Origin of the sequence: Changpingibacter yushuensis (assembly GCF_014041995.1) — a bacterium.
GTDB lineage: Bacteria > Actinomycetota > Actinomycetes > Actinomycetales > Actinomycetaceae > Changpingibacter > Changpingibacter yushuensis.
In genome coordinates, this window is the sequence record NZ_CP059492.1 from 1878336 (window position 1) to 1897036 (window position 18701).

Here is an 18701-nt window from a genome sequence, read left to right on the forward strand (position 1 = left end):
TGCAACTCTGCCAGGCCGCGCGGACTCACTCTGGAAGATCCAGCTCGCGCGTGATGTCTTGTTTGTTCAACTCTTCTACGTTCACGTCCTTGAACGTGACAATGCGGACGGAACGAACGAATCGACTCGTGCGGTAGATATCCCACACCCAAGCGTCCACGAGGTTGACCTCAAAAAACACATCGCCACCCGATGAAGCGCGCACCTTGACGTCCACATCGTTGGCAAGATAGAAGCGACGCTCGGTCTCAACAACGTAGCGGAAGATCTTTATAACGTCGCGGTACTCCTTGTACAACGCGAGTTCCTGATCTGCTTCGTAACCTTCGATGTCACTCATGATCTGAGGCTCCTTTTGCTCCTGGAAGATTCCATGAGATGCGATGCAGCGGCGAGGGACCCAACAGCTTCAAACCCTCAATGTGCTTGGCTGAGGAGTATCCCTTGTTATGCGCCCAATCGTATCCCGGATAAGTTGCGGCAAGTTCCACCATGAGGGCGTCGCGTTCCACCTTCGCCGCCACCGATGCCGCAGCAACAGCAGCGCATTGGGCATCACCCTTCACCTGCATCCGTACAGGAAGATCGGGCAACACAGACTCGGCGTCAAAAAGAGTGGTTGAGCTCCACCAATTGTGCGATCCGTCCAACAACACACCATCAGGTACAAGCCCGGCAGCACTCAGTTGGACAAGCGCATTGGCGGCCGCCCTCCGTAACGCGCCAATAATGCCCTCAGAATCGACAACACTAGGTGGTGCATGACCAACTGCGAGCGCCAGCGGCCACGCGCGGCACAACGGATCGAGGATCTCACGCTTATGCGGCGAAAGCTGCTTGGAATCACGCAAGCCATCTGGGAAACGGTCTGACGTTCCCCTATCGATCAGCGCAACCCCCACACTGACTGGACCTGCCAAAGCTCCGCGCCCCACTTCGTCTACCGCAGCGAGGATCGCGCCCTCACCGCAGGTTTGTGTGAGGTCACGTAGCAGCTCAAGCTCCACATCACGCGATGGCACCAACGAAATCTTCGTGGTCATTGCGCATTCGCGAATACGCTCGAAACATCTGGGAGTCGCTCCAGTCGCGAGAATGGATAGAAGATCGCCCAAGCGCGGCCCACCACATTCTCAACAGGAACGAATCCGTTTCCTTCGTACAGTTGGTGATATCGCGAGTCCTTTGAGTTTGAACGATTGTCACCCATAACCCACAGCTCACCCTCGGGTACGGTAACACTGAAAGTCTCCTCCGAAGGTGCCATACCCTCATCGAGGTAGGACTCATCGAGCTCCGCGCCATTGACGGTCAAGTTGCCGTTCGTGGTGCAACACGCCACCGTGTCGCCACCTATGCCAATGACTCTCTTGACAAGGTGATGCCCTGTGTTAGCTGGTAGGAGACCAACCGCCTGTAGGCCGTTCTCAACTGTGCGTTTGAAGGTCGAGCGCGTATCTTCCTGATCATCGAGCCAGTTGCCCGGATCAACAAACACGATGATGTCCCCTCTGGCAATCTCATCTGCTGACGTCGCCATGCGGTTGACGGCGATCCGGTCCCCCGGAATTAGCGTCGACTCCATCGAACCTGACGGCACGAAGAATGCCTGCATGAAAAAGGTCTTGATGAGCACTGAGATTGCCAAGGCTGCAACCACAATGACCGCGAACTCCAAAACGGACCTGAGCCAGGATGTGCGCACCTGAGCGGCTTCCTCAGCAGCATCGTCAGCTGCCGTTTCAGGATCGCTCACGAGGCCCTCCTGACCGGAAAGCTGTGCATCGTTTCGAATGCTATGGCGACCTAAGTTAGATTCCGCAGGGGGATACGAGGGTGGCATCGGCTCATCTGCGTCTTCTGCTTCTCCGAGTCCCGGCGAAGTCTCCTCTGCCATGTGTCCCCTCCGTTGATACCTACTGCTGAAATGGTACGCCATTGCATTAAGACCACCGCGGGAACCCACAGAGATGTAATGATGCCACTGGCCACATGACGCACTCCACGGCACTGCGGTAGTCGCCCGCAACACCGCCACAACACACCAGTTCTTGACAAAAAGGGAGCCCATTCCAGTGGAACGGGCTCCCTCTCAGCTGTTGGTTAAGGCTTTATCAGGCCTTGGGCTCGTCGCGGCGCTCCTTGATCTTGGCGGCCTTGCCGCGCAGATCGCGCAGGTAGTAGAGCTTGGCGCGGCGCACAACGCCACGAGTGACAACCTCGATGGATTCAATCGCGGGAGAGTGCACCGGGAAGGTACGCTCCACACCCACGCCGAACGAGATCTTACGAACAAGGAAGGTTTCGCGGATGCCAGAACCCGAGCGGGCCATAACCACGCCCTGGAAAGCCTGGGTACGAGTACGGTTGCCTTCAACTACTCGCACGTTGACGCGAACGGTATCGCCAGGGCGGAATTCCGGGATATCGTCACGGAGCTGGGCTGCATCGACAAAGTCGAGAGTCTGCATTTCTTCTTCTCTTTCCACTCGTGCGCGCAGGCCACAAGCGTTATCAGGGCGAATAATCGCCGTCAGTCAAGGAACTCGCCGATGCACGACCCCCTGCGGCAGGTCCTGCGCATTGTGATAGCGAGGAAGCTTAATAATTATGCCATACGTAGCAGCCGCGCGAAAACAACGTCCGAGTTGTCCTGCTCACCAACAGTGAATGTCCGCTTTCCCACACGCTCAAAACCAAGGCCCTTATATGCCTTCTGTGCGCGTTTGTTCCGGGCGTTGGTCCCCAACCAGAGGTAGGGTTCCTCCCATTCGCCAGTTCGTTCAAGAAGCGCTACACGTGTTGCGTTGAAGAGCATCGTTGAGGCACCGCTTCCTCGCCAAGCTTTGGCGATGTAGAACTTCGAAAGCTCCACTAGTGGCCCCTTGCGTGCCTTGTTTCCGACGACGGCGTCAACTGGCGCGCCTTCATCACGCCCTGCGACCCCATCGGATTCAGGAACGAGACTCAACGTGTATCCCACTATCCGGCCACAAGAATCCACGAGGACCATAGTGAGCCAATCGGGGCTGTGAATGTAAGTTGTGAAGGTATCTGGCGTGAGGTTCTCAGCAATGAAAGCTTGGATGGAAACATCGCTAAGGTAATCCGGCGCGGCGTCAGGGAAGGTTGCGGCCGCCAGTTCAGCCACCGCAGCAATATCCTCAGCCCGCGCCACACGAGCATTCATGGGCACAGGATGATCGGCTTGCGCAGGCACGAGCCATCCCAGCGATGCCAACTTCCTCTTGTCTAGCTTGTCTAGGCTGGCAGAGTCCAACTGCCTCATCATGTCTGGTCTGCGGGCCGCAGTCTTTTCAATGGCCCGATCGCGCCGCCACCGTGCGGTAACGCCGTGATCTCCGGAAGTCAAGACCGGCGGAATTGCTTGTTCCCGCCACGTTTGGGGGCGCGTGTATACCGGGTACTCAAGCAATCCGGCAGCTCCGTGCGATTCTTCGACCAAAGACTCCGGGTTCCCCACCATCCCCGGCAGGAGCCTGCCTACGGCTTCAACCAGTGCGACCGCGGCCACCTCGCCGCCATTGAGCACGTAATCACCAAGGGAATATTCAAGAACTTCGATGCCCACACTGCTGTAGTGCTCTGAGACTCTCGCATCAATGCCTTCATACCTACCACATGCGATGATGATCTGGCTGGCCTCCTGAGCCAAGCGTTCACATGTGCGCTGCGTAAGCGGGACACCAGAAGGCGTGGGAATGGCAAGGATGGTTCGCGAACCACGTCTCCCCTGAGAGCTCTCCATGAGCGAATCGATTGCGGTGCCCCAGATATCCGGGCGCATCACCATTCCAGCGCCACCACCGGCAGGTGTGTCATCGACAGTTCGGTGCGGATCGTCTGTCCAGTCGCGTAGATCGTGAGACTGGACATCGAGTATTCCGCGCTCCTGTGCCTTGCCAACGAGGGATAGATCCAGCACCGAGAAGAACTCTGGGAACACAGAAACGATGTCAAAACGCATCAGGAAAGATTCCCCTCCAACGAACGCTCTTCCGGAGCTACGTGACTTCCACCGCGCGCACCACGTTCCTCGCCCTGCGCACCACGTTCCTCACCCTGCACCGAGCTCTCTTGATCCTGAGAGACCACGATGTCTTCTTCTGAGAACAATCCGGCCGGAGCCTCGACCACCACACAGCCGTCTTCTAGGTCCACATCCGTCACGATCTCGTGTACGAAAGGCACGCGTGTGACGATGCCATCGGGTTCTCGCACCACAAGAATGTCCTGTGCTGGGAGGGTCTCAAGTGCGATGACCTCACCTAGTGTGTAGCCGTCGGGATCAAGCACTTCGAGGCCAACCAACTCGTGTTCGTACCACGCGTCTTCCTCGACTACCTCATCTTCATCGGTCTCAACAGTAAGAAGCACGCCACGAAGTTGTTCGGCTGTGGTCCGATCATGGCACTCCTCGAAAACCACGTATGTTGCGCCTTTGTACTCCCGCGTTCGCTCTATCGTCAACGGGCCAGCTTCTGCAGGATCGGTCTCCAGCATTCCTCCCACTGCGAAGCGCCTTTCCGGATTGTCTGTGCGCACATCAAGGCGCACCTCACCTTTGAGTCCGTGCGCTGCACCGATGACCGCAACTGTAAGCTGCACTGCTTCTCCATTCGTCGGGCGCGAAACGCTTGCGCCTCAAAACACTATGTATGCGAAGAACCGGCCCACAATCGACGGATTGGGGCCGGTTCTCGAGTAAGACGTCAGCGCTGGTCTGTTTCGATGACATCCACGCGTACCGAGCCTTTGCCCGATAGAGCGGTGATCACCGATCGCAGCGCTTTGGCCGTGCGCCCATTGCGTCCAATGACGCGCCCGAGATCGTCAGGGTTGACGCGGACCTCGAGGAGCTCACCACGGCGGGTATTGCGGGATTGAACCTCGACGTCGTCGGGCGAATCCACAATTCCACGAACGAGATGCTCCAGGGCTTCGGCAAGCATCAGGCGTCCTCTCCTGCTTCAGCCGGCGCTTCTGCGACAGCTGCAGCTGCAGCGGCCTTGGCTTCAGCAGCCGCGGCGCGGCGCTTCTCAGCATCGTTCTGGACGGATTCAACCGCTGCCTTACGGCTAGCTTCGACATCCACTACGTCCTTGACCTTCAGGCGGCCTTCGGCGCCCGGGAGGCCCTTGAACTTCTGCCAATCGCCAGTCACCTTGAGCTGTGCCTTGACGGAGTCAGACGGCTGTGCACCGACGGAGAGCCAGTACTGTGCGCGTTCGGAATCGATCTTGATCACTGAAGGGTTTTCGGTCGGGTGATACTGACCGATTTCCTCGATGACGCGACCATCGCGACGCTTGCGCGAATCGACGACGACGACGCGGTAGAAAGGTGCACGGATCTTGCCCATGCGCTTGAGACGAATCTTGACTGCCACTTGTGCGGTCACTCCTGGTTCTGAATTGGTTGGAAGCACTCACGGCACGGGGGACGTGGCGTGCGAGTTCCGAGACAAGGACTGGGGTGAGCGAAGAGAGGGAGCTCAGCCAGACCGAGTACAACGCTTCATTGTGCCAGAAGAGGAGGTAGCGCGGCAATCGCCTTCGGGAACGCGGCTCGTGGCTTCCGGCACATAACTGTAGGCCGCCCTTCCCCTTTTCGGCCGGCAAATCCCTGAGAATTGCAGGCTCCGGATGATCTTGCTTCGGTCCTCCGAACTGAGTGTACTTAGCCGCATTTGGGTTCGCCGCCTTGGGAAGGAGCGGACCTTTGGCCCAGAATCTTTAGGTGAGCAATGTGAGCAACCACGAGTCCGATAGCCGGCAGATCGTCAATCTGACGAAGTTTGCCTGGCTCTCCGTAGCCGCGGCCGTTACAACCATTGTCCTGAAAACCGGAGCGTTCCTCCTCACAGGATCGGTTGGGTTGCTTTCGGATGCCGCCGAATCGAGCGTGAACCTCATCGCCGCCGTCGTTGCGCTTTTCGCACTTGTACAAGCAGCGAAGCCAGCTGACTCGCGGTACACCTATGGCCGTTCCAAGGTGGAGTACTTCTCCGCCGCTGTGGAAGGCGCCATGATCTTCGCGGCCGCGGCCGTCATCATCTTCACTGCGATCGAGCGGATCCTCAACCCTGCTTCTCTCGAGAATCTCGGAATTGGTCTGGCTGTCTCCGTGTTTGCCTCCCTCATCAACGCAGCCGTGGGAACTGTGCTTCTCCGCGCGGGCAAGACGTATCGCTCCCCCACACTCAAAGCCGATGGCATGCACCTGCTCACGGATGTGGTCACCAGCGTGGGAGTGCTAGTGGGAGTGGGCCTCGTTGCGCTGACCGGTTGGAATCTCCTCGATCCAATCGTGGCCTTGCTGGTCGGTATCAATATCACTGTCACTGGTGTGCGGCTGATCAGGTCTTCGCTCTCAGGCCTTATGGATGTGACTCTGCCGGAGGAACAGAACAACGCGATCGTGAGCGTTCTGGCGGCACAAGGTGATGGCATTTCCTTCCATGGCCTGCAGACGCGCAGCTCAGGCCGCGATTCTTTCGCAAATGTGGACATGTTGGTACCAGGATCGTGGAGCGTGAAAGAAGGTCACGAACGGGCAGAGGACGTGATCGATCAGCTGCGTGCCGCCGTTCCGGGCCTGCGGGTGCTCATTCACGTTGAGCCTATTGAGGATCCGCGTTCGTATGACGACATCCCAGATGGCTTTGTACCACTGCCCGTTGACCACACTGAAGATCCCGAAGAAGCTAGTGGCGCTGGCCTCTCCGAACCTCCGACTTCCTGAAACCTACTCGGCTGACTTTCCATCAATGAGTACGAGGTCCGGCTTCCACGTTACGTCGATGTTCAGTTCGGGATCCGTGTTGTAGACGACGACGTCGCCGGGTGCTCCGATCTGCCACGCCGGAAGGCCAAGCAGCCTGCGCCCTTCGTAGGAAGCGCTCGCCATCGCGGCTTGCGGGCTCATCCCCGCAGCCACACAGTGGTTGAGCTCGCTTGGCAGACCGCGCTCAGCAAGGTCCTCTGCGGTATCAGAGCCCATGATGATGTGGCTTCCCACCTCGATCATGAGACGAAGCTGTTCGGCACGGCGCGTATGCATCGCCATCATGTGTTCTTGGTAGACCGGATACCTAACAGCCTGAAGTGCGATCTTCTCAAAGGTTGAAATCTGGCGCATGGTCGGGTCAATGAGAATGCCTCGTTCGCGGGCCTCAATGAGATGGTCACGCGTCATGCCGGTGCCGTGTTCGATGGAATCGACTCCGGCCTCAAGCAGATGGTCAATAGCATCTGTAGCAAACGTGTGCACAGCAACCTTGCAGCCCAGCTCGTGAACAGCGGCAAAGGCGTCCACGAGGGCTTCGCGCGGCCACAGTGGCTGGAGATCAGACCCAGCGCCGTCGGAGCGATCAATCCAGTCGCCCACGATCTTGACCCAGCCATCGGACCGGGCCGCCTGCTCTGCAGCGGCAGCCGGAAGATCCATTGGCTCCACGTCAATCGGCAGGTATCGCAGGTATCGCTTAGTTCGCGCAAGGTGCCTGCCTGACCTGATCACCTTGGTGCGGCCCAGAGCCGCAAGGTGGCCCACATCTCGCTGCGCGCCCATCTCACGGACCACGGTTACACCTTGGGCACGCAAGATCGCTAGGCGCCGCAACACCTCGGAATCGTCGACCATTTCGGCAGTGTGCGATAGCCCTGGGTGGGTATGGGCGTCCACCAAGCCGGGATACACGAAGCCGGTGACTTCGGTGACGGGCCCTTCCGGGCGAGTTTCGCAGAACAATCCGTTCGTGATCCACAGCTCTGGCAGGTTCGTGCCACGAAGCGTACCGGCCAAGTGATAGTTGGTCATGATGTGCGCGTCAGCGCAGGAAGCGCTGCAAATCCTTCATATCGATGTCCTCCATAGAGGGAGGCGTGGCCGGGGCTTGGGATCCACCAAAGGCACCAAATGCGTTGCCCTTGGGCTTGGAATCCTGCTGTGCCTTTAGGTTCGCCTCAGCTTGCGCTTCCGCTGCCTGCCGCGCCCGCTTTGCCGGGTTTCCCGAACGCCCCTTTTTGTTGCCAGAGGTCTTCTTCTGTGCACGCTTGACCTTGCGAGATCCCCCAGCAGCGCCCGGCATTCCAGGCATGCCCGGCATACCCGGCATACCAGTGCGCGACATCTGGCTCATCATCTTCTTTGCCTGTTCAAAGCGGTCCACTAAGCCGTTGACTTCCTGAACCGTGGTGCCTGAACCTTTGGCGATACGCAGGCGCCGCGAACCGTTGAGAATCTTGGGATCAGTGCGTTCGCCCGGAGTCATCGAATGAACGATGGCCTCGATACGGTCCACGGAGCTCTCATCAAACGCCTCAAGCGCGTCGCGGTATTGGCCCATTCCCGGCAGCATGCCCATGATCTTCTTCATGGAGCCCATACGTTTGATCTGGTTGAGCTGGTCAATGAAGTCGGCGAGTGTGAAGTCACCCGACTGCATTTTTCCGGCGAGTTCGGCCTGCTGCTGCTCATCCCACGTGCGTTCAGCCTGCTCAATGAGAGTGAGAATATCTCCCATATCGAGGATTCGGGAAGCCATGCGATCGGCGTGGAAGCGTTCGAACTCCGTGAGCTTTTCGCCAATCGAGGCGAACAGGATCGGAACGCCTGTCACTCCACGTACCGAAAGGGCTGCGCCACCGCGCGTATCGCCGTCGAGCTTCGAGAGCACCACGCCAGTGAATCCCACGCCGTCTTTGAACGCGTTTGCCGTGGCCACGGCATCTTGGCCGATCATCGCGTCCACGACGAAGAGCACTTCGTGTGGATCAATGGCTGCCCTGATATCGATGGCTTGTTGCATCATTTCTTGGTCTACGCCAAGGCGGCCGGCCGTGTCGACGACGACGACGTCGTAGCCGTTCTCACGCGCGTGTTCGACGCCCGTCCGGGCCACCTGGACGGGATCGCCCACGCCATTGCCCGGTTGAGGTGCCCACACGTCAACGCCGGCTTGCTTACCCACAACCTCCAGCTGCGTCACGGCATTGGGGCGCTGCAAGTCAGATGCAACCAGCAGCACCTTGTGGTCGTTCGTGCGCATCCACAACCCAAGCTTGCCTGCGAGGGTGGTCTTGCCCGCACCTTGCAGGCCCGCAAGCATAATGACCGTGGGCCCTTGCTGTGACCAGGTGATCTCGCGCGATTCGCCGCCGAGGATCTCCACCAGCTCATCGTTGACGATCTTGACGATTTGTTGCGATGGGTTAAGTGCCTGGGATGAGAGGGCGCCCGTGGCCTTCTCCCGGACTGCTGCCGTGAATGATCGAACAACGGGCAGTGCGACGTCGGCGTCGAGCAATGCGCGGCGAATCTCAGAGACTGTCTCTTCGACATCTGAAGCCGAGAGCCTTCCCTTGGAACGCAAGTTCTTAAATGATCCGGTTATGCGGTCGGAAAGTGAATCGAACACAGGCCTACCTCTACAGAGTGAACGGTACTGTGACTAGTCTACGTCAGCGAGTAGTAGGTACGGCCAACGAGCTGATCCACCAGGGTGGCCTTCCAGATGTCCCACGCTTCCGGCTTGCATGAGGACGCATCAGCCTGAGTGAGCAGATGCAGGCAGTCCAGAAGCTCCTTCTGCCCTGCAACGGCATCTGAAATGAGGTTGATTGTGTCCGGATCCTCAGGATCCGCGGAAGTTGCTAGAGCTCCCAAAAGCAGGTGGTAATGCACCAACCGCGCCACATCGGTGATGATGGATTCGCTGTAGCCCATGGGCGCAAGAATTCCTTCCATCATGTGTGCGCCGCGTTCAGAGTGGTCCGGAACTCCAGGTCGCTTGCCCATGTCGTGGAAGAAGGTGGCCAGAAGCAGCGTTGATCTGCGAGCAGGGCTAAGGGAGGCCAGGGTTGCCCCCGAGGCCGAACGCAAATCGGGCAAGTTGGCTGTGGCCTCGATCTGATGGCGATCCACTGTATGGCGATGAATGGCCGAACGTTGGGGCAAGTTGCGCACCAAGCTCCATGCGGGAATCAGCTCGGTCATTATTCCAGCGATGTCCAAGCTCTCCCACACCGAGACCTGCGGATGGCCCGCCGATAGTATCGTTTCGAAGTCCGCTCTGGCCCATTCGGGCCACGCTCCGCCCTCTCCCAAGGCGCGGCCGGCTCCCGACTCCCACATATGCAGGAGGGTTGCGGGCCGGATTGGCAGGTCTTTGCTGGCCGCGGCTTTGGCTGTTGCCAGCAACACGCGCGGGTCCGCCGGATTCGAAGCCGCAGTGAGTACGAGTTCTCCCGAACGCTCACCTACGCCAGGAGCCACCTCCGTCAGATGAGGAGGCACAACCCGTCCGCGAATCATGCGCGGTTGGAGCCATCGATTCGACGACGTCGAAGCGTTACGCCGGGCACGCCGTAGCGTATCTGCATAAGCCGCTCGAATAGTGCGAGCTGCATCAGAGACAGCCGCTAGGAGTTCATCGGCCGGATCCTGATCTGTCTCACCTGTGAAGCCAAGCAACGACGCTACGTCGTCTTGGAACTCGAGCCGCAACACGTTGTTGTGCCGCCGAGTGACGCTCGTGAGAGCATCCCTTACGTCCAGCAAGAACTCGTATGCAGGTTCGTATGTGAGCGCGGGGCGTTCCGCGAGCCACGAGGCCACCAATGCCTTAATGAGTAGGGCATCGCGCATACCCCCCGCGGCCTCTTTCAAGTCTCCTTCGATGAGGTAGGACAAGCGCCCAAACTGGCGCCTGCGATCAACTTGATCTTCAGCCACCGAATCGAAACGAAGCCGTGCGGCTGAACGCCAATCTTGGAGTATCGAGGAAGTGGCCTTCTCCACGATCGTGGGATCGCCCGCTAGGTAGCGCACGTCAAGCAAACCCAAGCCTGCTTTGAGGTCGGCCTTCGCTACTCCGCGGCACTCACCCAGCGAACGAACCGAATGATCAAGCTCCACATGGGAGTCCCAAATCGGATACCACAGCGCATCAGCTAAACCGCTCATGCCATGGGGTAACTCTGGGTGCTTGCCGCCATCGTGAATGATAAGGATGTCCAGATCAGATTCCGGTCCACCATCCTTTCGTCCGAGGGAACCGACTGCTGCCAAAGCGATTCCCTCGGGCTGAGGAGACAACCCCTGAGCGGCGGTGACGCCGTCCCACAATTCAACAACTGTCTTCTGCGTCATAGCGGCCCATGCAGCGCGGGAGGCGGCGCCTTGCGGCACCACCTCCCTGCGTGCGGCCCGCAGCGCAAGGATTGATTCCTCATACTGCGCGCTCATGTGATGTGTCCTCTTCAGATATTCGCTCAGGCTGTGTGTGGTTTACCTGAGCGAGGCTTGTCAGAGTGCGTCGTCGCCAATCTCTCCGGTACGGACCCGGATGACGTCGTCGACAGTGCTGATCCAAATCTTGCCGTCGCCGATACGGCCCGAGCGGGCTGCGGTGGCGATGATCTCAGCCAAACCCTTGGCTTCGTCGTCGGCCGAAACGATCTCAATCTTGACCTTGGGAAGGAAGTCAACCGTGTACTCTGCACCTCGGTAGACCTCTGTGTGGCCGCGTTGACGTCCATATCCGTTGACCTGGGAGACGGTCATTCCCTTGACGCCCTCGGCCATGACGGCCTTCTTGACCTCGTCAAGACGATGGGGCTGAATGATGGCAGTTACAAGCTTCATTATCAGATCTCCTTGGAGTAGGCGCCGACGGGTTGATCGTAAGCGGATTCACCGTGTTCGGCGGAATCGATTCCAACGACCTCATCATCTTCGCTGACGCGCCAGCCCATTGTGGCCTTCAACGCAAATCCGATGATAGCCGTGATGACTCCAGAGTAGACGAGCGCCACGACGGCGATCACAATCTGGACCACAAGCTGCTTCACTCCGTAGCCGTAGAAGAGGCCACTGGAAGTGGAGAGGAAGCCTGCACCAACGGTGCCGATGAGGCCGCCGACGAGGTGGACTCCCACGACGTCGAGCGAATCGTCGTATCCAAGCTTGTACTTGAGCGAGATGGCGATCGAGCAAACCGAGCCAGCAATCGCACCTAGGAGGATCGAACCGGCCGGGCTCAGCGCGCCAGCTGCTGGCGTGATTGCGACGAGGCCTGCCACGATTCCGGAAGCGGCACCAACGGCGGTCATGTGGCCGAAGCGAATCTTTTCAGTGATGCACCAACCAAGGATTGCAGCTGCAGTGGCGGTGGTGGTGTTGACCCAAGCGAGGCCAGCGAGGCCGTCGGCAGTGAAAGCCGAGCCGGCGTTGAAGCCGAACCAGCCGAACCACAGGAGCGCGGCGCCAAGCATGACGAATGGGACGTTGTGGGGACGGAACGGCGAGGTCGGGAAGCCCTTGCGCTTGCCGATGATGAGTGCCAGAACCAGTGCCGCAATACCAGCATTGATGTGAACCACAGTTCCGCCAGCGAAGTCGATGGGGGCGACTGTTGCCGCGCCGTCAGTAACTCCGAAGATCTTGGCAGCAAGGCCGGACTCTGAACCGGAGAGAAGGCCGCCACCCCAGACCATATGTGCCATGGGGAAGTAAGAGAGAGTCGCCCACAGAGCAGTGAACACGAGCCACGTGGAGAACTTCGTACGGTCTGCAATAGCACCTGAGATGAGTGCGACTGTGATGATGGCGAACGTTGCCTGGAATGCGACGCCGACCATGACCGGAACGCCCATGCCGTCCAGAGCAAAAGAACCGTCTGCGGTGTAGATCAGACCTGAGAGATTGAAACCGTCGAAGGGGTTAGCGAAGATTCCGCCGATGTCCGAGGGGCCGTAGCTCATTGAGTAGCCCCAAAGCGGGTAGATAACTCCGACGACAGCCAGAACACCTATCGACATCATCATCATGTTGAGGACTGACTTGGACCGGCTAAGCCCTCCGTAGAAGAAAGCAAGCGCCGGGGTCATGAGCAGAACGAGTGATGCTGAGGTCAGCATCCACGCGGTCGCGCCCGTATCAAGGGCATCCATGATGGCCTCCTAACGTCCGGCACATTCGGCCGGCTCATGCCATCTAGTGTCCCTGCACAGCATTTCACCCGGTTACCGTGGCAGTTTCGCTCGTGTAACAGTTTTCAGGTTTCGCGTTACAAGTATGTTTCGTCGAGATGTGGGTCACAAGAAAGGGCGCAGTTCCAAGGAACTGCGCCCCAAATTTGCCCTAAGGGCCGGAAAACAAGCGATGTTTTTGCTCAGGCTTTATCCGAGAAGTGCGTCAACGAAACCTTCTGGATCGAATGGAGCAAGATCATCCGCGCCCTCACCGAGTCCCACAAACTTGACCGGGACTCCGAGCTCCTTCTGAACAGCAACCACGATCCCGCCCTTTGCGGTGCCGTCAAGCTTGGTCAGCACAATTCCGGTAATGCCCGTAACCTCAGCAAACACCTGCGCCTGGCGCATCCCGTTTTGCCCGGTAGTGGCATCCAAAACCAGCAGCACTTCATTCACGGGCGCTTGGCGCTCCATAACACGCTTGATCTTGCCGAGTTCGTCCATGAGGCCAGCCTTGTTCTGAAGCCTGCCGGCAGTATCCACCAGAACCACATCGGTTCCGTGTTCCCGGCCCTCTTGAATTGCCTCGAAGGCAACCGAAGCCGGATCCGCTCCCTCACGATCTGATCGGACAACGTCAACCCCAACCCGTTCGCCCCATGTGGTCAGCTGATCCGCAGCTGCAGCGCGGAACGTGTCCGCCGCTCCAAGCAGAACCGTAGATCCTTCAGCCACGAGCACGCGGGCTAGCTTCCCAACCGTTGTGGTCTTGCCTGTGCCATTGACGCCCACAACAAGCACGCTGGCGGGCTCAACCTGGCCGTCAGTGCCTTCCTTGCGAACCAGATTGAGGGTGCGATCCATTCCTGGATCGACAAGTGCCAGCAGTTCATCGCGCAGGATTGCGCGCACTCGGGCCGGGTCTTGAGTACCCTCCACTTTGGTGCGGGTCTTCAGGCGTTCCATGATCACGCCAGTGGACTCCAAACCGACGTCCGCGATCAGCAGCGTATCCTCGAGCTCTTCCCAATCCGCGGCGGAAAGATCGCCGCGAGAGAGAATTGCGAGGATGGACTGACCGAGCCCGCCCGACCGCGCCAGACGGGCACGCAAACGCTGCATGCGTGATGGAACGGATTCGGGGAGCTCAACGGGTTGGGCGGATATCTCGGGCTCAGATGTGATCCCGGCTTCTGCCACCTCGTGGGCGCTTGATGTAGCGGCTTGCGAAGTTGGTGCCTCGGTAGTACCAATTGTTTCGGTACGTGAAGAGGGCAACTCCATCTGTGATCGACGACGCGAGGCCGCAATGAGTCCTGCGATCGCGCCAACCGCGAGAAGCAAAGCGACGACGCTGATGACAATGATGAGTGAGGTATCCACTGCTCCAGTTTCGCGCAGTTTAGGGTGAGAATTCCACCCGTGCCGCAACTGTATGTGTGAATGAGGTGGGCAGGAGCGGTGCCAGCGCTCACATGAAGTGTATTACGCAGCTGTCTTGGGAGACTGCTTTTCTCCCTCAGGGCGCCGAATTCGTGAGGCCGTTTCGGCTACCAGTTCGACTACTGGCGCAGAAGCCAGCTTGACGCGATCTGAGGCCTCACGCTCCATCGTGACTATCCGGTTCCAGTTCTCTTCCACGGACTCTGGCGTGACGTACGCTTCCTCAGCTTCGGGAAACTCTGTGAATAACGCCGAAACATGTGTATCGGAAACATGAACGTCAAACTCTTTCGTGGTGAGCTCATCGGCTCGCCACGCGTCCACGGACTCAGCCACCCATTCAGTAACGTCTTCACGGTTTGAGGCCCACACCATTACGTAGACTCCCACAATTGCAGCAACAAAAACGAGGGTAATGAGAATTGCAGCGATCACGCCTTCTATTATCGCCGAGATTCTCTGAGTGAAACCGGGCAGCACTCACCCATTGCAGGTGATGTCAATAACACTCGACGCTACTCATATCAAGGGCAAATAACAATTTCCTAACTTCTGGTCACAGATGGATCAAAACCACCACCGAATAGGTAACCGTTCTTGCGCGTGTCACTCAGGTGCGATATCGCTCATTCTCTGAGAGACCACAGTGGTGACTCCATCTTCTTGCATCGTGATCCCGTACAGGGTGTCAGCGATCTCCATCGTTCGCTTCTGATGCGTCACCACAAGCAACTGCGATGATTCCTGAAGATCCCGGAAGATGTTCAACAAGCGCGACAAGTTGACGTCGTCGAGCGCCGCCTCGACCTCGTCCATCACGTAGAACGGGGAGGGGCGCGCCATGAAGATAGCCACGAGAAAGGCAATCGCGGTGAGCGAACGTTCACCGCCGGACAGGAGGGATAGCCGCTTGACTCGTTTTCCCGCAGGTCGCGCCTCGATCTCAATTCCGGTGGTGAGCGGCGAGGTGGGATCCGTGAGCACGAGCTGCCCTTCTCCTCCCGGAAACAGCCGTTCGAATACAGTCTTGAACGCACCCGAAACGTCCGCAAGGGCAGACTGCAGCACGGTCTCAAGTTGGAAATCTAGGTCACGAATGAGCTGGAGGAGGTCGTCCCGCGACTTCTTCAAGTCTGCTAACTGCCCGGATAGGTACTTCTGCCGCTCTTCGAGCGCGGCGTGTTCCTCGAGCGCCAAAGGGTTGATTCTTCCCAAACGAGCCAAATCGCGTTCCGCCTTCGCAAGACGCTTCTCCTGAGCTTCACGAACGTAGGGAACCTCACCGTCGATCATTGGAACCATGACATGTGGCCCATACTCATTTATGAGGGTCTGGGCGTCCATACCGACGACGTCGATCGCGCGGGCCGCTATGTGTTCGAACCGTCCGCGCAGGTCTGCTCGAAGCAACGCTTGATTGTGCCCGTCGTCGTCGAGCTTGCGCCCCTCAATCATGAGGGAATCCAACTTTGCCCGGACTTCGTGTATCTGAGAATCGTGAAGTGACCGGGAGGATTCAGCTTCCAAGCGCTTGTGGCTGATCTCTTGGCGCAGCTGCTGAATCACGCTGTGTGCCCTACCTGCTAGGCCACCGATGACCTGTGCTTGGTGTGCCGCCCCGGCGTTGCGTGCTGCAGCCCGCTCTTCGCGTTCGATTCGCTCAGCTACCTGATCCGCGCTGCGTTCAAGGGCTTGCGAAGTGCCCGTGGCTGCTCTCAGCCGCTCCTCCCGAGTGCGCAGCCGTAGCCTTGCCTCCGTCTCGCGCCCACGTGCCAAACGTGTGCGCTCGTGCGCGTCTACCCGCTGGTCCGCCAAGGCGGTCAGTGTCTGCGCGTTGTCCACGTCATCCGATGTAGCATTCTTCCGCTCCACCAACGCATCAGCGTGCGCGCGGCGCTCCACGAGTTCGCGAGCGAGCGCGTCCTGCCTCTTCGAATTGCGCTCAAGCTCGGCGTTTGCCGCCTCAAGAGTTTGCCGCAACATGCCAAGTTCGGCCGAGGCTGCGGCGAGTTGAGAGTTACGAGCAGACATCTGAGAGGCCGTGGACTCGTAGACTCCCTGTACCTCCCGCTCCGCTTGCTCTGCCTCACGGCGTGTGTCGACTGCCTTCTCGAGGTCACGTTGTGCAGCCACAGCGCGGTCACGTGCCTCACGATATGAGTTCTGCCGCGCCAGAGTTGACGCTATCGAAACCTCGCCACCCCACGCCCTCCGGGCCGTGAGGACGTCACCATCCACTGTTGCAACCAAATCGGCCCCAGCTTCAATCAGCCGCCGAGCCGTCACCAAATCCTTTGCGAGTATCACTCCAGCTAAGAGGTCAGCCACCGCGGCGCCGGCGGAGGGCTCAACCGAGACCACGTCAAGAGCGCAAACCGCAGCATCCGCGTCGAGGCCTGTGGCGGCCAATGCGGCGCGAGCTCGTGAGTCTGAGGAGTCATCTCGGGTACTGCCGCCTGCAATTGTTATCTCAATATGGCCGGCCGTGGCTTCTCGAGCGGCACGTAGAGCATCCACAGCGCTCGAAACGTCCGTGCTCACAACACCCTGTGCCGCTCCTGCGAGCGCCGACTCGAGGGCACTCTCCCACCCACCGACCGTGACGATCGAGTCACGCAGCAGGCCGGATATGCCACTCTGGTGGCCCAGGATCCAAGCAGTGGCATCCTCAGGTTGCAGCGAGAGCTCCAGAGCATCGGCAGTTGCCGTCCACGATGCCACCGCTTCCCTAGCAGACTGTTCGGCGCGGCGTGCATCATCTTTCTTGCTCGTAGCTGCTGCAAGGGAGCGGGAATGCTCTTCGTGCTCCTGAACCAGTACGTCATCGGTACCAGAACCGGCCACTATTTCTTCCTCGAGCCGTGCAATGTGTTCGGTAGCCTCCGCCACGCGCTGACGTGCGGCGGCCTTGCCGCCCGCCACACGCACGTGCTCCTGCTCGAGAGACTCAACCTGCAACGTGGCCGCATTGATTTGGCCACTCAGCCTCGCTGCGTTCTCCCGGCGATCAGCATCCGCCCGAGTGAGATCGGCAAGGTCGCGCTCGATCTGACGTTCACGGCCTTCCAACTCCTCGCGCTGAGTAATGGCGGAAGTAAGTGAATCCTCAGCCTCATGAACATCCTTGTGCAACGCCTCCTCTTCTTCGCGGGCACGCTTGGCACGCTCTCGGATCTCTTCGGGGCGCTCGCCATGGAACTGGACGTGCGATGCCGCTGTGAGGGAACGTTCGCGTTCGGTGGCAAGCTGCCTGAGCGAGCGGTATCGCTCCTCGAGGGATGTTAACCGCTCCCACTGCTCAGTCAGAAGGGCACGTTCGGGATCTGCTGCAGCCACTGCGGCTTCGAGTTCCTCGAGATTCTGCCGCACCGCTGCCACGGCTTCAGCGTTGGCTTGTCTGGCAGCATCGATACGCTTCTCATCGTGCGTCTTCGCCAACAGTTGAGCTTGTACTTGAGCCAGATCGTCTGCCAAAAGGCGGGCGCGCGCGTCGCGTTCATCCGCCTGAATGATCTGCGCCCGGCGAGCGGCTTCAGCCTGCTTAGCCAGTGGCCCCAGTTGACGGCGTAACTCAGCGGCCAAGTCGTCCACTCGAGTGAAATCCACGGCCATCGATTCCAGCTTGCGAACCGCGCGCTCCTTGCGCCGCCGGTGCTTGAGTACTCCGGCCGCCTCCTCAATGAAGCTCCGGCGATCCTCTGGCGTGGCAGTGAGTACCTGATCCAGCCGGCCCTGCCCGATGATAACGTGCATCTCGCGGCCCATTCCGGTATCCGACAGGAGTTCCTGAATGTCCAGCAACCGGCAATCCGTGCCGTTAATCGCGTACTCCGAACCGCCAGAACGAAACAACGTACGGGAGATCGTCACTTCGCTGTATTCAATGGGAAGAGCGCCGTCACTATTGTCGATCGTCAGGGAAACCTCAGCGCGCCCGAGCGCAGCCCGCTTTGTAGTGCCAGCGAAAATGACATCGGCCATCGACCCGCCACGCAGGTTCTTTACACCTTGTTCGCCCATCACCCATGCGAGCGCGTCCACAACATTTGATTTCCCGGAGCCGTTTGGACCAACAACACAGTTGATTCCAGGCTCAAAGCGCATGGTTGTTGACTTAGCGAAGGACTTGAATCCTCGGAGGGTCAACGATTTGAGGTGCACGCCTTCACAATAGGGCACGGGGCCGCGCGAACTAAATCAGCCACGCCAACACGCAGCTCACGGCCTGGGGCACGGGTGGGCCGCGTGCGGCTGGAA

The 18701-nt window shown here is 59.0% G+C and carries 17 protein-coding genes; 1 reads left to right on the forward strand and 16 read right to left on the reverse strand.

The features are described from left to right. Positions 1–25: 25 nt before the first annotated feature. The 8 genes from H2O17_RS08225 to rpsP form a co-directional block, all read right to left on the reverse strand. Complete coding sequence (locus H2O17_RS08225; protein WP_182049246.1) at positions 26–340, reverse strand: DUF2469 domain-containing protein; 315 nt, start codon at positions 338–340, stop codon at positions 26–28. Next, positions 333–1043, reverse strand: coding sequence for a ribonuclease HII (locus tag H2O17_RS08230; RefSeq protein ID WP_182049247.1), 711 nt, complete (start codon positions 1041–1043; stop codon positions 333–335). Before H2O17_RS08230 ends, H2O17_RS08225 begins: the two co-directional genes overlap by 8 nt. Beyond that, positions 1040–1897, reverse strand: coding sequence for a signal peptidase I (lepB, locus tag H2O17_RS08235; RefSeq protein WP_182049248.1), 858 nt, complete (start codon positions 1895–1897; stop codon positions 1040–1042). Before lepB ends, H2O17_RS08230 begins: the two co-directional genes overlap by 4 nt. Positions 1898–2114: 217 nt before the next feature. Further along, on the reverse strand, positions 2115–2471 hold the full coding sequence (gene rplS, locus H2O17_RS08240) for a 50S ribosomal protein L19 (protein WP_182049249.1): 357 nt from the start codon (positions 2469–2471) through the stop codon (positions 2115–2117). Positions 2472–2608: 137 nt separating this feature from the next. Next, positions 2609–3988, reverse strand: coding sequence for a tRNA (guanosine(37)-N1)-methyltransferase TrmD (trmD, locus tag H2O17_RS08245; protein WP_182049250.1), 1380 nt, complete (start codon positions 3986–3988; stop codon positions 2609–2611). Further along, positions 3988–4629 (reverse strand): ribosome maturation factor RimM, encoded by a 642-nt coding sequence (gene rimM / locus H2O17_RS08250; RefSeq protein WP_182049251.1) that lies wholly within the window; start codon positions 4627–4629, stop codon positions 3988–3990. The genes trmD and rimM overlap by 1 nt, the downstream gene beginning before the upstream one ends. 104 nt (positions 4630–4733) lie before the next feature. Beyond that, complete coding sequence (locus H2O17_RS08255) at positions 4734–4973, reverse strand: RNA-binding protein (protein ID WP_182049252.1); 240 nt, start codon at positions 4971–4973, stop codon at positions 4734–4736. After that, on the reverse strand, positions 4973–5410 hold the full coding sequence (gene rpsP, locus H2O17_RS08260) for a 30S ribosomal protein S16 (RefSeq protein WP_182049253.1): 438 nt from the start codon (positions 5408–5410) through the stop codon (positions 4973–4975). The genes H2O17_RS08255 and rpsP overlap by 1 nt, the downstream gene beginning before the upstream one ends. A gap of 359 nt (positions 5411–5769) precedes the next feature. Between rpsP and H2O17_RS08265 the strand changes: the two genes are divergently transcribed. Continuing rightward, positions 5770–6765 (forward strand): cation diffusion facilitator family transporter, encoded by a 996-nt coding sequence (locus tag H2O17_RS08265; protein WP_182049254.1) that lies wholly within the window; start codon positions 5770–5772, stop codon positions 6763–6765. A gap of 3 nt (positions 6766–6768) precedes the next feature. Here H2O17_RS08265 and H2O17_RS08270 read toward each other — a convergent pair whose 3' ends face one another. The 8 genes from H2O17_RS08270 to smc form a co-directional block, all read right to left on the reverse strand. Further along, positions 6769–7842 (reverse strand): amidohydrolase family protein, encoded by a 1074-nt coding sequence (locus tag H2O17_RS08270; RefSeq protein ID WP_182049255.1) that lies wholly within the window; start codon positions 7840–7842, stop codon positions 6769–6771. 10 nt (positions 7843–7852) lie between these two features. After that, a complete protein-coding gene (gene ffh, locus H2O17_RS08275; RefSeq protein WP_182049256.1) occupies positions 7853–9442 on the reverse strand; it encodes a signal recognition particle protein in 1590 nt (529 codons plus the stop codon). A 38-nt stretch (positions 9443–9480) separates the two neighbouring features. After that, on the reverse strand, positions 9481–11271 hold the full coding sequence (locus H2O17_RS08280; protein WP_182049257.1) for a [protein-PII] uridylyltransferase family protein: 1791 nt from the start codon (positions 11269–11271) through the stop codon (positions 9481–9483). A gap of 60 nt (positions 11272–11331) precedes the next feature. Beyond that, on the reverse strand, positions 11332–11670 hold the full coding sequence (locus H2O17_RS08285; RefSeq protein WP_182049258.1) for a P-II family nitrogen regulator: 339 nt from the start codon (positions 11668–11670) through the stop codon (positions 11332–11334). Positions 11671–11672: 2 nt separating this feature from the next. Then, positions 11673–12977 (reverse strand): ammonium transporter, encoded by a 1305-nt coding sequence (locus H2O17_RS08290; RefSeq protein WP_182049259.1) that lies wholly within the window; start codon positions 12975–12977, stop codon positions 11673–11675. A 228-nt stretch (positions 12978–13205) separates the two neighbouring features. Next, complete coding sequence (gene ftsY / locus H2O17_RS08295) at positions 13206–14384, reverse strand: signal recognition particle-docking protein FtsY (protein WP_246311202.1); 1179 nt, start codon at positions 14382–14384, stop codon at positions 13206–13208. Positions 14385–14486: 102 nt separating this feature from the next. Continuing rightward, complete coding sequence (locus H2O17_RS08300) at positions 14487–14879, reverse strand: hypothetical protein (protein WP_182049260.1); 393 nt, start codon at positions 14877–14879, stop codon at positions 14487–14489. Between the two features lie 171 nt (positions 14880–15050). Continuing rightward, entirely contained in the window at positions 15051–18605 is a 3555-nt protein-coding gene (smc, locus tag H2O17_RS08305) for a chromosome segregation protein SMC (RefSeq protein WP_182049261.1), read from the reverse strand. Between the last annotated feature and the right edge of the window lie 96 nt (positions 18606–18701).